This is a genomic window from Modestobacter sp. SYSU DS0290 (assembly GCF_054050955.1).
On the sequence record NZ_JBJHAI010000002.1, the window covers coordinates 42818 to 55671 of the forward strand.

At 75.2% G+C, this 12854-nt stretch carries 13 protein-coding genes; 8 read left to right on the plus strand and 5 right to left on the minus strand.

What is annotated here, in order from left to right; genetic code table 11:
• Positions 1-14: 14 nt before the first annotated feature.
• From ACI795_RS03450 to ACI795_RS03460, 3 genes are all read left to right on the plus strand, one after another.
• Positions 15-956 carry a Rieske 2Fe-2S domain-containing protein gene (locus ACI795_RS03450; RefSeq protein ID WP_457073817.1) on the plus strand — a complete coding sequence of 314 codons (942 nt, stop codon included), beginning with the start codon at positions 15-17 and terminating at the stop codon, positions 954-956.
• The gene (locus tag ACI795_RS03455) at positions 953-1435 is read left to right on the plus strand and encodes a hemerythrin domain-containing protein (RefSeq protein WP_457073818.1); all 483 of its coding nucleotides are present in this window, start codon (positions 953-955) and stop codon (positions 1433-1435) included. The genes ACI795_RS03450 and ACI795_RS03455 overlap by 4 nt, the downstream gene beginning before the upstream one ends.
• Positions 1436-1508: 73 nt before the next feature.
• Positions 1509-2510, plus strand: a complete 1002-nt coding sequence (locus ACI795_RS03460) for an aldo/keto reductase family protein (RefSeq protein WP_457073819.1) — start codon at positions 1509-1511, stop codon at positions 2508-2510.
• Positions 2511-2556: 46 nt separating this feature from the next.
• On the opposite strand, the gene ACI795_RS03465 is transcribed toward ACI795_RS03460, so the two are convergent.
• The 3 genes from ACI795_RS03465 to ACI795_RS03475 form a co-directional block, all read right to left on the minus strand.
• Entirely contained in the window at positions 2557-3099 is a 543-nt protein-coding gene (locus ACI795_RS03465) for a superoxide dismutase family protein (protein ID WP_457073820.1), read from the minus strand.
• 113 nt (positions 3100-3212) lie between these two features.
• Entirely contained in the window at positions 3213-4733 is a 1521-nt protein-coding gene (gene ggh, locus ACI795_RS03470) for a glucosylglycerate hydrolase (protein ID WP_457073821.1), read from the minus strand.
• A gap of 78 nt (positions 4734-4811) precedes the next feature.
• Entirely contained in the window at positions 4812-6212 is a 1401-nt protein-coding gene (locus ACI795_RS03475) for an APC family permease (protein WP_457073822.1), read from the minus strand.
• A gap of 190 nt (positions 6213-6402) precedes the next feature.
• On the opposite strand from ACI795_RS03475, the gene ACI795_RS03480 reads away from it, so the two are divergent.
• The 3 genes from ACI795_RS03480 (at position 6403) to ACI795_RS03490 (ending at position 8120) form a co-directional block, all read left to right on the plus strand.
• The gene (locus ACI795_RS03480; protein WP_457073823.1) at positions 6403-7650 is read left to right on the plus strand and encodes an EAL domain-containing protein; all 1248 of its coding nucleotides are present in this window, start codon (positions 6403-6405) and stop codon (positions 7648-7650) included.
• A gap of 43 nt (positions 7651-7693) precedes the next feature.
• The gene (locus ACI795_RS03485; protein ID WP_457073824.1) at positions 7694-7876 is read left to right on the plus strand and encodes a DUF1059 domain-containing protein; all 183 of its coding nucleotides are present in this window, start codon (positions 7694-7696) and stop codon (positions 7874-7876) included.
• 64 nt (positions 7877-7940) lie between these two features.
• A complete protein-coding gene (locus tag ACI795_RS03490) occupies positions 7941-8120 on the plus strand; it encodes a DUF1059 domain-containing protein (RefSeq protein WP_457073825.1) in 180 nt (59 codons plus the stop codon).
• Positions 8121-8138: 18 nt separating this feature from the next.
• Here ACI795_RS03490 and ACI795_RS03495 read toward each other — a convergent pair whose 3' ends face one another.
• Positions 8139-9161, minus strand: a complete 1023-nt coding sequence (locus ACI795_RS03495) for a potassium channel family protein (RefSeq protein WP_457073826.1) — start codon at positions 9159-9161, stop codon at positions 8139-8141.
• A 58-nt stretch (positions 9162-9219) separates the two neighbouring features.
• Entirely contained in the window at positions 9220-9699 is a 480-nt protein-coding gene (locus ACI795_RS03500) for a MarR family winged helix-turn-helix transcriptional regulator (protein WP_457073827.1), read from the minus strand.
• 118 nt (positions 9700-9817) lie between these two features.
• Here ACI795_RS03500 and ACI795_RS03505 point away from each other — a divergent pair, with 118 nt between their 5' ends.
• Positions 9818-11908: an MMPL family transporter gene (locus ACI795_RS03505; RefSeq protein WP_457073828.1), complete on the plus strand. Its 2091-nt coding sequence runs from the start codon at positions 9818-9820 to the stop codon at positions 11906-11908.
• Entirely contained in the window at positions 11905-12756 is an 852-nt protein-coding gene (locus ACI795_RS03510; RefSeq protein WP_457073829.1) for a patatin-like phospholipase family protein, read from the plus strand. Before ACI795_RS03505 ends, ACI795_RS03510 begins: the two co-directional genes overlap by 4 nt.
• Positions 12757-12854 lie beyond the last annotated feature (98 nt).

Genomic DNA, 12854 nt, shown 5'->3' on the forward strand with positions numbered 1-12854 from the left:
CGGGACGCGCCCCGGTGAGCGTGCGCAGCCTGCTGGAACGGACGCTGGGAGCGGTCGAGCGCTGGCAGGTGCTGGACGGTCCCAGCTACCAGGTCGAGCACGGCGTCGCCCTCACCTACCTGCTCACCGGCCGGCGCGCGCGGCCGCTCCAGGACCTCCTGCACGGGGTGTGGCTGGGTCATCCGCTGCACCCGGCGCTGGTCACCGTGCCGATCGGGGCGTGGACCGCGGCGCTGGTGCTCGACGGTCTGGACGCGACCGGCCGTGGTGGGCCGGGGGCGGCGCCGGCGGCGCGGACCGTGGTCGGCGTCGGCGTGGCCGGTGCGGTGGCGTCCGCGGCGACCGGGCTCACCGACTGGCAGCACGCGCACGACGGCGCCCGGCGGGTCGGGCTGGTGCACGCGGGCCTCAACTCCACCGCCCTCGCGCTGTACGCCTGGTCCTTCGCCGACCGGGGACGGCGGGGGCGGTCCGGGCGGGCCCGGCTCACGGCTGCGGCGGGCTTCGCGATCACGCTGGCCAGCAGCTGGCTGGGTGGGGCGCTGTCCTACCGGCACGGGCTGGGCACCGACCACGCCCACCGGAGTCCCGAGCCACGCCGGTTCACCCCGGTGCTCGACGAGGCCGACCTGGTCGACGGTGTACCGGTCGGCGCCGACGTCGACGGCGTGCCGGTGGTGCTGGTCGCGCAGGCGGGTGAGGTCCGCGCCGTCGGCGGGATCTGCCCGCACCAGGGCGCACCGCTCGGGGAGGGCTGGCTGCACCGCGGGGAGCTGGTGTGCCCGTGGCACGGTTCGCGCTTCGACCTGGCCACCGGGGAGCCGGCGCAGGGCCCGTCGACGGCGCCCCTGCCCTGCTTCGACACCCGGGTCCGCGACGGCCGCGTGGAGGTGCGCCGGCGGGTGCACTGGCGCAGCCCCACCGCGACGACGACGGTCGAGGAGGCGTCCCGATGAAGGCCGACGAGGTGTTGATCGCCCACCACGACGTCCTCCGGGGGCTGCTGCGGCAGCTGGCGGAGACGACCGGCAGCCAGACCGAGGAGCGCAGGCGGCTGCGGGACCGGTTGCTGCGCGAGCTGGAGGTGCACACCCAGATCGAGGACGAGCTGTTCTACCCCGCGGTCCGGGACGTGTCGCCGCTGCTCTCGCTGGCCCACGCCGAGCACCGGCAGATCGACGACCAGCTCGCCACCGTCATGCGCACGCCCCTGGACGACCCGGAGTTCACCACCGAGGTCCGGATGCTGGAGTCCACGCTGCGCCACCACACGTTCGAGGAGGAGCAGCGCATGTTCCCCCAGTCGCACGCGCTGGGAGAGGAGCGGCTCCAGCAGCTCGGCCGCCAGCTGCAGGAACGGCAGGACGAGCTGGCCCGGTCCGGGGCCATGCGGCTGATCATGCGGCTCAAGCGGCTGACGCTCCGCCTGGTCTGACGTCGCCGTCGCCCGCGAGCAGGTCGGCGCACCCGGTGCGTGGAAGCGCTCCCCGGGCGGGTAGGACGGCGCCATGGAGTTCCGACACCTGGGCCGCAGCGGCCTGAAGATCAGCGAGATCACCTACGGCAACTGGATCACCCACGGCGGGCAGGTGGAGGCCGACGCCGCCCAGGCGTGTGTGCGCGCCGCCCTCGACGCCGGCATCACCAGCTTCGACACCGCCGACGGCTACGCCGAGGGGCGGGCCGAGCAGGTGCTCGGGCAGGCGCTGGCGGGGGAGCCGCGCAGCAGCATCGAGATCTTCAGCAAGGTGTACTGGCCGACCGGCCGGGGCCCGAACGACCGCGGCCTGTCGCGCAAGCACATCCGGGACTCGATCGAGGGCTCCCTGCGTCGGCTGGGCACCGACTACCTCGACCTGTACCAGGCACACCGCTACGACTACGAGACCCCGCTCGAGGAGACGATGGAGGCCTTCGCCGCCGTCGTGCACAGCGGCAAGGCCCTCTACATCGGCGTCTCCGAGTGGCGGGCCGAGGAGATCCGCGCGGCCAAGGCGCTCGCCGAGGAGCTCAAGGTGCCGCTGGTGTCCAACCAGCCGCAGTACTCGGCGCTGTACCGGGTGCCGGAGGCCGAGGTCATCCCGACCTGCCGCGAGCTGGGCATGAGCCAGGTGGTCTTCTCGCCCATCGCGCAGGGGGTCCTGACCGGCAAGTACCTGCCGGGCCGGCCGGCGCCGGCGGGTTCGCGGGCCACCGACGAGAAGGGCGGCGGTGCGAACTTCATCTCGCGGTGGATGACCGACGACGTGCTGGAGCGGGTGCAGCAGCTCACGCCGATCGCCGCGGACCTGGGGCTGTCGACGGCGGCCCTCGCCGTCGCCTGGGTGCTGCAGGAGGAGAACGTCGCCGCCGCGATCATCGGCGCCAGCCGGCCGGAGCAGGTGCAGGACAACGTCAAGGCCGCCGGCGTCCGGCTGGACGCCGACGTCAAGGCCCGCATCGACGAGGTGCTGGCGCCGGTGGCGCTCACCGACCCGGCGCTGACCCGGAGCCCGGACCCGCGGCCCTGACCGGCCGTTCCCGCCCCGGGGCCGAGCCCGGGGCGGGAACGCCCGCTCAGCCGCCGACGGCAGCACAGGCGAGGCCCTCGGTGTCCGCCCCGTCGGCACCGACGGCGTGCACCAGCAGCGCCGTCCCGTCGTCGTCGAGCAGGGTGTCCAGGTCGACCTCGGGCACCACTGAGCTGAGCCGGCCGGCGCCGTCCTCGCCGACGACGAGCTGCGGCAGCTCGATGCCCGGGATCGCGGCGCCGACCCCCGTCCAGTTGCCGATGGCGGTGGGGGCGTCGGAGGTGGCCGGGGCCTCGCAGACGGCGGTCTCGTGCAGCGACAGCGGGTGCTCGCCGGCGGGCAGGCCCGCGACGTCCACCGTCACCTCCATGCCGGTCTCCGCGTCGGTGAAGGTGACCGCGCCGATGCCGCTGCCCTCCGGGTCGACCAGGTCGGCGCTCTCCTCGACCGGGACCGTCGGGGTGCCCTGGACCTCGCCGGCGTCCTCGGGGGAGAAGTCGCCACCCACCCCGCTCTGGCTGCTGTCGTCGCCGCAGGCGGCGAGGAGCAGGAGGGCGGTGGCAGCGGGGACGAGGTACCTGCGCGGCACGGGGAGCTCCTCGGCGGTGCGACGGTGGGGGACGTCCTCGTGGTGCCCGGCCCGGTTGCCCGTGCACCGCGTCGGTCCGCCTTCGTCACCGGATCGTCATCCGGCCCCGGAGGTCAGCTCGGTCGCTGCTGCGGCTGGGGTGCGGTCGCCGGGCCGGAGCCGTGCGGCCGGTGGCCGGCCACCCGCTGGTGCTGGGCGGCCTGGTGCGCGGCGCGCTGCGCGGGGGTGATCCGCGGCAGCTCGCTGGTCAGCCAGCGCACCGGGCGCCGCTGGGCCGGCCGGCGGGCGGCCAGGAAGTCCAGCGCGATCGCCGCCGTCCACGACTGGTCCCGGCTGCCCAGCGTCTCGCCGGTGACCGGCTCGTAGTACTCCGCGAAGTCGCAGTCGATGAGCTGGGACAGCCCGGCCAGGCGCAGCTGGTTGGCCGCCTCCTGCTCGCCGGAGCGGTTCAGCGCCCAGGCCATCAGCCAGTTCAGCACCGGCCACTGCGGCCCGCGCCAGTAGGTGCGCTCGCGGAACTCGGTCGACGCCGGGGACACCGAGGGCATCACCGGCCAGCGCAGCCGGGGGTGCCCGCACCACCGCGGGCCGAGCAGCAGGTCGCGCTGCCGGCGGGTGACCCCCTCGTCGCCGCCGCACAGCAGCGGGGCGAACCCGGCGGCGCTCTCCACGTCCAGCCAGTGGCCGGTGCGCAGGTCCAGGTCGCGGGCCAGCCCGGTGTCGGGGTTCACCGACCGCAGCACCCCGGTGCGGAACCGCCGCGCGATCGACCGCGACTGCTCCACCCCGCCGGCCGAGCCGCCGCCGATGCCCAGCTCCTCGCCCATGTCGGCGAGCAGGTCGCTGGCGGCGGCCAGCAGCGCCGACACCAGCACGTCGCCCACGACGAAGTCGCCGGTCGCCCGGTAGGCGGTGTCGTCGTAGCGGGTGCGGACCTTCTGCTCCAGCAGCCACAGGTACCGGGCGTACTCGGCGTCGGTCGGCCGCTGCGAGGGGTCGGCGACGTGCGCGAGGTCGGCGCGCACGAACGGCGGCATGTCCGGCTGCGGGTGCACGTTGGCGTAGGGCACGTCCCAGCGCGGGGAGTCGTCCATCCCGGACTCCCAGCCGTGGTGGATCTCCACCAGGCCGTAGCTGTACGGGTCGCGGGCGGTGGCCAGGTACTGGTGCCAGGCCAGCCACTGGTCGAAGGTCTCCCGGACGAAGTCCTCGGCCAGCTGCTGGTCGGTACCCCCGCGGCGCCGGGCGTCGTGCAGGATGCGCGACAGCGCGATGACGTGGATCGGCGGCTGGCAGATGCCGGAGGTGAGCACGTTGGCCGGCCGGGCGGCGGCCACCTGGGTGCGCCAGCGCTCGGGTCCGGGGAAGTAGTCGCTGGGCTGGTGGAACAGGATGTGCGGGATCATCCCGGTGGCCCACTGGCCCGACAGCAGGCTGCGCAGCTCGTCCAGCGCCCGGGGCACCGAGACGGTGGCGATGCCCAGCGCCACGAACCCGGCGTCCCAGCTCCACATGTGCGGGTAGAGGGTGGGGGAGGCGACGGTGAACCGGCCACGGTCGTTGGCCCGCAGCACGTAGCCGGCGCGCCCCGCCATCAGGCCGACCTCCACCGCGCTGGGCTGTGACACGGTCATCTGCGGTCCCGCTCCTCTCGCCGGTCGGTGCGATCCTCCCCTGGCGGGGAGGGTCTCGCGCCGCTGTTCACGCAGAAGTCACGAACGAGTCGTTGACCGCTCCGTGCGGGGCTGGTCGCCCTGGTTCCCCCACCAGGGTGCCTGGCCGAGCGCGTACACGAGCACCCCGGCCACCAGGAGCACGCCGGCGAGCAGCCAGGTGCGCGCCTCCTGCTGCCACAGCAGCAGCACGCACGAGGCGATCGCCAGCACCGGCAGCACCGCCGGCGCACGGAAGTGCGGCTGGTCGACCCGGTCGCGGCGCAGCACCAGCACCGCGGCGTTGGTGCTCAGGAAGACCAGCAGGAGCAGCAGGACGACGGTGTTGGCCAGCGCCCCCAGGTCGCCGACGAGGGTCAGCCCCATCGCCACCACGGTGGTGACCGCGATCGCCACCCACGGGGTGCGGCGGCCGGGCAGCACGCGGCCCAGCGCCGTCGGCAGCAGCCGCTGCTCGGACAGCCCGTAGACCATCCGGCTGGCCATGATCATCGTCAGCAGCGCGCCGTTGGCGACGGCGATCAGCGCGATCGCGCTGAACAGCTGGTCGGGGACGCCGAAGCCGGTGGCGCGCACGACGTCCAGCAGCGGCCCCGAGGACCCGGCCAGCTCGTCGGGCGGCAGCACCACGGAGGCGACCAGGCCGACCAGCACGTACACGACCCCGGCGGTCAGCAGCGCGCCGAACAGCGCCCGCGGGTAGACCCGGCGGACGTCGCGGACCTCCTCGGCGACGTTGGCCGAGGTCTCGAAGCCGACGAAGGAGTAGTAGGCGAGGATCGCCGCGGCCAGCACCGCGGTGCCGGCGGAGACGCCGTCGGGGAACTGGGTCACGCGGCTCGCGTCCCCGTCGCCACGGCCGAGCAGGATCGCGCCGAGGACGACGACCAGCAGCAGGCCGGACACCTCCACCACGGTCATCACCACGTTGGCGCGGACCGACTCCTTGATGCCGCGGGCGTTGACCAGCGCGACCAGCAGCAGGAAGGCGATCGCGGCCGGGGTGGCCGGCACGTCGAGGAAGACCGCCAGGTAGTCGCCGGCGAAGGCCAGTGACAGCCCGGCGGCGCTGGTCACGCCGGCCGCGAGCATGCACCAGCCGACGAGGAAGGAGACCACCGGCGAGCGGTAGGCGCGCTCGGCGAAGACCGCCGAGCCGCCGGCCCGCGGGTACTTGGTGACCAGTTCGGCGTAGGAGGCGGCGGTCAGCAGGGCCAGCAGCAGCGCCACCAGCAGGGGCACCCAGATCGCGCCGCCGACCTCGCCGGCGATCTCCCCGATCAGCGCGTAGATGCCCGCACCCAGGACGTCACCGAGGATGAACAGGTACAGCAGCTTCCCGCTGACCGCCCGGCGCAGCGCCGTCTTCTCGTCCGCGGCACCGGTGCCGGCTGTGCTCTCACCGGCAGTGTCGTCAGCGGCGGTGGTCTCCTGGCTCATCCCAGGGACTCTGAGCGGCGGCCGGGTCGGCGGCAACCGGAAGGTCCCGAGAGGCCCGCCCGGGTGTGCCCCGACCGGGTGACCCGGCCCCGCGACTGCTCGCGGTCGTCACGCCGGCCACGGCAGGCTGACGGCGCATCCCGCAAAGCGGCCCAGGGACGGGCCGTGCGGCGACCAGGGAGAGGTGTCGGTGACCGCAGTGACCAGCGGGTCGCCCGACGTGCGTGCGGCGGGGGAGCCGGACGGCGGCTGGGCCGCGGCTCTGGCCGCCGTGCTCGCCGACCCGGCGCAGCCGCGGCTGGTGTTCCAGCCGATCGTCGACCTGCGGCGCGGGGTGATCGCCGGCTACGAGGCGCTGTCCCGCTTCGACGGGGCTCCCGGCGTCGGCCCGGACCGCTGGTTCGCCATGGCCGACGAACTGGGACTCGGTGCCCTGCTGGAGGGCAAGGTCGTGGCGGCGGCCCTGCGTGCCCGCGAGGACCTGCCGGCGGGCTGCTTCCTGTCGGTGAACGTCAGCCCGCACCTGCTCACCGAGCCCGCCGTCGCCGACGTGCTGCTGGCGGCGCCGGACCTGGGCCGGGTGGTGCTGGAGTTGACCGAGCACGTGCCGGTCGACGACCACGAGCGGCTGACCGGTCTGCTGGACCGGCTGCGTGCCGCCGGGGCCGCGGTCGCGCTGGACGACGCCGGGTCCGGCTACTCCGGGTTGCAGCAGCTCGCCCTGCTGCGGCCCCAGTTCGTCAAGCTGGACCGGGCGCTGGTCGACCACGCCGACCGGGACGAGGCGAAGCTGGCGCTGGCCGAGTTGCTGGGCACCTACGCCGGCCGGCTGGACGCCTGGCTGCTGGTGGAGGGGATCGAACGGCCCGAGGAGCTGGCCGCGTTCGTCCGGCTCGGGGTGCCGCTGGCGCAGGGCTACCTGCTGGCCCGGCCCGCCCCCGGCTGGTCGCAGCTCGACCCGGCGGTGGTCGAGCTGCTGCAGACGATGGCCGCGCGCGCCCGCCAGGCCGACACGGTCGGTCCGCTGGTCGAGACGGTGCCCGCGGTGACCGTGGGCGACCTGGCCGGCGACCCGGCGGGCGTGCCGGCGATGGACCTGACCGGGGCCCGGGCGCGCTTCGCCGCCGACGCCGGGCTGGACGTGCTGGTCGCCGTCGACTCGCTGGGCTGCCCCACGCACCTGGTCCGGCCGGCCCTGCGCGACGGCGACGGTGCCGGCGAGCTGCAGCTCGTGCCGATCAGCCTGCGGGTGCGGCCCGAGGCGGCGCTGGTGGAGGTGGCGACGCGGGCGATGACCCGGGTCGCGGCCCGGCGCTTCGACCCGGTCGTGTGCGTCGGGGACGGCGGGCGGCTGCTGGGCCTGGTCCGCCCCGAACGGATGACGCTGCGCCTGGCCGCGCTCCAGGGCGGCGACCCGGCTGCCGATCCAGCGCGGTGAGACGTTCGAGCGCGGCCACGCGCCAGGAGTCAGGGGGAACCCGGTGAAGCAGTTCGACTGTGCGGACATGGTGCCCGGCTGCGGCGGCAGCTTCCGCGCCGCGACCGCCGACGAGATCGTCGCCCTCGGGCGGGTCCACGCGGCGGTGCACCACGGCATCGTGGGAGAGGCCTACACCCCCGAGATCGAGGCCGCGGTCCGCGGCCTGATCCGCGACGCCGCCTGAGCGGACCCGTGCAGGACCCGTCAGCGCCGCACGGCTGCGGCCACGGAGATCACGGAGGAACCCGGTGAAGGAGTTCGACTGCGCCGACGTCGTCCCCGGCTGCGGAGCCAGCTTCCGCGCCCCGACGGACGAGGAGCTGCTCGCGCACGGTCGCGTGCACGCCGAGCACGGCCACGGCAAGAGGGTCGCGGACATGCCCGAGGTCGACGTCGCCGTGCGGCGCGCGATCCGCGACGTCGTCTGACGCCGGCCCGAGGGCGGCTCAGCCGCCCTCGGGGTTCCGGTGCGCCTTGACGACCACCAGGACGTCCTCGCTCTGCAGGGTGCCGATCAGCGGGTCGTCGAAGCGCAGCGTCCGCCCGCCCCGGGTCACCGAGAGCACCATGTCGCGCAGCTGACGGGGGCTCAGGCCGACCTCGGAGTGGGTCACCGTGCGCTGCTGGAGGTCCAGCCCGCGGCCGCTGGTCAGCAGGTCCTCGACCGCGGCGACCACCCGGGGCTGGTCGGTGGACAGGCCGAGCAGCCGGCCGGACGTCGCCGCGGTGGTGATCACGGTGTCCGCGCCGGACTGGCGCAGCAGGCTCGCGTTCTCCTCCTCGCGGACGCTCGCGGTGATCGGCACGGTGGCGTTGAGCTGCCGCACGGTCAGCGTGATGAGCACCGAGGCGTCGTCCCGGTGCGCGGCGACGACGACGGCGCGGGCCTTCTCCACCGACGCCCGGCGGAGCACGTCGGTGCGCCCGGCGTCGCCGACGATGCCGGCCAGGCCGGCCGCCGTGGCCTCCTCGATCATCCGCGGGTCGGTGTCGACGACGATGATGTGGTCGGTGTCGGTCCCGGTGCTCAGCAGGGCGCGGATGGCGCTGCGGCCCTTGGTGCCGTAACCGCAGACGACGACGTGCTGGCGCACGCGGGACCTCCAGCGTCGGAGTCGGAACTCCTCCCGGGAGCGCGTGGTGAGCGCCTCGAGGGTGGTCCCGATGAGGATGATCAGGAAGAGCACGCGCAGCGGCGTGATGACGATGACGTTGACCAGCCGGGCCCGGTCGGTGAGCGGCGCGATGTCGCCGTAGCCGGTCGTGGAGAGCGACACCGTCGTGTAGTAGAAGGCGTCCAGCAGCGAGACCTGGCCGTCCTTGTCGTCGTAGCCCTCGCGGCCCAGGTAGACGACGGCGACCGTGGTCAGCAGCACGAGGGTGGCGGCCACCAGCCGGCGGGCGACCTGGCGGAAGGGCGACTCCTCGGCGTGGGGGAGCTGGACGCCGGTGGAGAGGTCGCTCAGCATGCCGTCGGCTCGCAGCTCACCGGCGCGACGATAGCGACCCGGGACGGCGGGACCGGCCTCAGGCCGGTCCCGCGTCGTCGTGTGGTCGCCCGGCGGGGCCGACGCCGGGGCCTGCGGCGACGTGGTCGAGCACCCGCAGCAGCAGCCCGTGCAGGGTGGCCGCCTCCGCCGTGGTCAGGCCCAGCGCCTCCGGTCGCCCCAGCTCGGCGAGCAGCGGCCCGGCGGCGGCGAGGGCGGCGTGCCCGGCGGCGGTGAGGCGCACGTCGATCCGCTGGCCCCGGCGGACCTCCTCCTGCCGCTCGATCCAGCCGGCGTCGGCCAGGTTGCGCAGCAGCGCGCTCATGCTCTGCGGGGTCAGCCGCAGCCGGCGGGCCAGCTCTGCGGAGGTCAGCACCTCGTCGCGGGACAGGTGCACCAGCACGAAGAAGGTGTGCATCCGCAGCCCGACCCGGGCCAGCTGCGCCGCGAACAGGCCGCTGACGGCGGTGCCGGCCCGGGCCAGCGCGTAGGCGGGGATGCCGGCGGGGTCCTGGGTCACCCAGCCGGGGACCCGTGGACGCGGACCGCCTCCGTCCGGTGGGTGCTCCATGGAGGGAGACCGTAGGTTGTGCGCCAGACCATCAGCTGACTGATGGTCGTGGTGGAGGGGGAGGCGCGTGTCCCGACTGACCGACTGGGTGCTGCGGCACCGGCGCCTGGTGGTGCTGGGCTGGCTGGCGGTGGCCGTCGTCGGCGGAGTGCTCGCCCCGCGCACCATCGACCGGCTCGGCTTCGACTTCTCCACCCCGGGGCAGCCGGCCTACGAGGCGAACGTCGACATCGTCGAGCGGTTCGGCAACGGTGGTGGCGCCGACCCGCTGATGGTCGTCGTGACCGCGCCCGAGGGTGCGCGGGTGACCGGCGCGCGCGGCGAGCTCGCCGCGCTGTACGGCCGCCTGCAGCAGCCCGGCTGGCGGGTGGCCACCCCGCTGGACGGCGGCCCCGGCGCCGGCACGCTGATCAGCGCGGACGGCCGGACGGCGGTGGCCCTGGTCTGGCCGCCGGTGGTCGACGGACCGGCGCCCTACGCCGCTGCACTCCCGCAACTGGAGGGCATCCTGCAGGGGGTGACGGTGGCCGGTGCCGAGCCGGTGGTCACCGGCCGCGACCTGGTGGCCGAGGGCGGCGGGGACCAGCGGCCGGTCGTCGTGGAGATCGCACTCGGCGCGGGCGGCGCGATGGTGGTGCTCGCCCTGGTCTTTGGCTCGCTGCTGGCCCTGGTGCCGCTGCTGATGGCCGCGGTCGCCATCACCACCACGTTCCTGCTGGTGCTCGGCCTGACCGCGCTCACCGACGTCAGCTTCATCGTGCAGTACCTCGTCGGCCTGATCGGCCTCGGCGTGGCCATCGACTACTCGCTGCTGGTCGTCTTCCGCTGGCGGGAGGAGCGGGCGGCCGGGGCGGACGACGCCGACGCCGTCCGCACCGCGATGCGCACCGCCGGCCGGGCCGTGGTGTTCAGCGGCGTCACCGTCGCGATCTCCCTGCTGTCGCTGGTGGTGCTGCCACTGCCGTTCCTGCGCGCGGTGGGCTTCGGCGGGCTGTTCATCCCGCTGGTCAGCGTGCTGGTGGCGCTGACCCTGCTGCCGGCCGTGCTGGCCTCGGTCGGCCGCCGGCTGGAGTGGCCACGGCGGGAGCCGCCCACGGCGGAGAGCCGGCTCTGGCACCGCATCGGCAGCACCGTGGTGCGCCACCGCTGGGTCTCGGCGGTGCTCGCGATCGCCGTGCTGGTGGTGCTGGCCCTCCCCGTGCTGGGGATCCGGCTGGGCTCTCCCGAGGTGGGCGCGACCGCGGGCGGCTCGACCCCGGCCGCCACCGCGTTCCGCCAGGTGACCGACGCCGGCCTGTCCGCCGGTCTGGCCCGCCCGGTGGAGGTGCTCACCGACGACCCCGCGGCCACCGCCGGCGCGCTGGCCGACGTCCCGGGCGTGGCCGGGGTGCTGGCTCCCTCCGGCGATGCGTGGGTGGCGGGCGGGGGCGGGGTGGTCGACGTCGTCCTGGGCGCCGACCCGTCGTCCGCGGCCGGCCGGGAGGCGCTGACCGCGGTGCGGGCCGCCGTCGACGACCTGCCGGGCGCCCGGGTCGGTGGCACCGCGGCCGGCGACGCCGACTCGGTCGACGCCGTCTACGGCAACGCCTGGTGGGTGCTGCTGCTCGTCGTCGGGATCACCTTCGCGCTGCTCGCCCCCGCGCTGCGCTCGGTCTGGCTGCCGGTCAAGGCGCTGCTGCTCAACGCCGTCTCGATCGCCGCGGCCTACGGCATGACCGTCTGGATCTGGCAGGAGGGGCACCTCACCGACCTGCTGTTCGGCGCCAGCGCCACCGGCACGCTCACCTTCTGGGTGCCGGTCGCCGCGTTCTCGTTCCTGTTCGGGCTGTCGATGGACTACGAGGTGTTCATCCTGTCCCGCATCCGGGAGGGCCACGAGGCGGGCATGGGCACCGACGAGGCGACCGTGCACGGGGTGGCGTACACCGGGCGGCTGGTGACGTCGGCGGCGCTGATCCTCTTCCTCGCCTTCATCGCGCTGTCGACCGTGCCGGTGGTCGACGTGCAGATCTTCGCCACCACCCTGGCGCTCGGCATCCTGCTCGACGCCACCGTGGTGCGCGGCGTCCTCACCCCGGCGCTGGTCGCCGCGTTCGGCGAGGTGAACTGGTGGTGGCCGCTGCGGGGGAGGCGGCGCCGGGCGAGGATGGCCCGGTGAGCGAGCAGCGCAGGGCCCTGGTCCTCGGTGGCGGCGGGGTCACCGGCATCGCCTGGGCGACGGGGGTGCTCACCGGGCTCGCCGACGCCGGCATCGACCTCACCGGCGCCGACCTGGTGGTCGGCACCTCCGCCGGGTCGGTGGTCGGGACGCAGCTGCGCAGCGGCGTCCCGGTCGCCGAGCTGTTCGAGCAGGAGGTCGCGCCGCCCCGGCCCGGCCCGACGGCCCGGCTGGGACGGCGCACGCTCGCCCGCTACGGGCTGGCGATGCTGCTGGCCCGCCGGGACGACACCGCCTTCCGCCGCCGGGTGGGCGCGCTGGCCGTGGCCGCGGCCGACGCCGGGGCCACCCCCTCGGAGGCGGAGTGGCGGGAGATGATCGCCGCCCGGCTGCCGGCGACGGAGTGGCCGGAGCGGCCGCTGCTGCTCACCGCGGTCGACGCGGAGAGCGGGGAGTTCCGCACCTTCACCCGGCGGTCCGGGATCGAGCTGCTCGCGGCGGTGGCGGCCAGCTGCGCCGTCCCCGGGGTCTACCCGCCGGTGACGATCGACGGTCGCCGCTACGTCGACGGCGGGATGCGCTCGGCGGCCAACGCCGACCTCGCCGCCCGCTGCGACCGGGTGGTGGTGATCGCCCCGATCGTGAAGGGGGTCGGGCCGATGACCGGCGTCGACGCCCAGGTGACCGGGATGGTGAGCCGGGTCGCCGTGGTCGCGCCGGACCAGGGCAGCCGGACCGCGATCGGCAAGAACGTGCTGGACCCGGCGGCTCGCCCGGCGTCGGCGCGGGCCGGTCGCGCCCAGGCCGCCGCCGTCGCCGCGGAGGTCGCCGAGGCCTGGCAGGGCTGACCCGCCGGGGGGACACGCCGTCGCCGGTGCCGGCTTCACCTGTTGTTCGCCCGGGACCGCCTGTTCCCCGCCTGGGGCGGCGCTGTGCTGAGGAGGCG

Excerpts from the sequence above, each read along its gene's own strand:
- ACI795_RS03455 (WP_457073818.1), top strand. The coding sequence starts at position 953 with ATGAAGGCCGACGAGGTGTTGATCGCCCACCACGACGTCCTCCGGGGG.
- ACI795_RS03460 (WP_457073819.1), top strand. The coding sequence starts at position 1,509 with ATGGAGTTCCGACACCTGGGCCGCAGCGGCCTGAAGATCAGCGAGATC.
- ggh (WP_457073821.1), bottom strand. The coding sequence starts at position 4,733 with ATGACCGTGTCACAGCCCAGCGCGGTGGAGGTCGGCCTGATGGCGGGG.
- ACI795_RS03475 (WP_457073822.1), bottom strand. The coding sequence starts at position 6,212 with ATGAGCCAGGAGACCACCGCCGCTGACGACACTGCCGGTGAGAGCACA.
- ACI795_RS03495 (WP_457073826.1), bottom strand. The coding sequence starts at position 9,161 with ATGCTGAGCGACCTCTCCACCGGCGTCCAGCTCCCCCACGCCGAGGAG.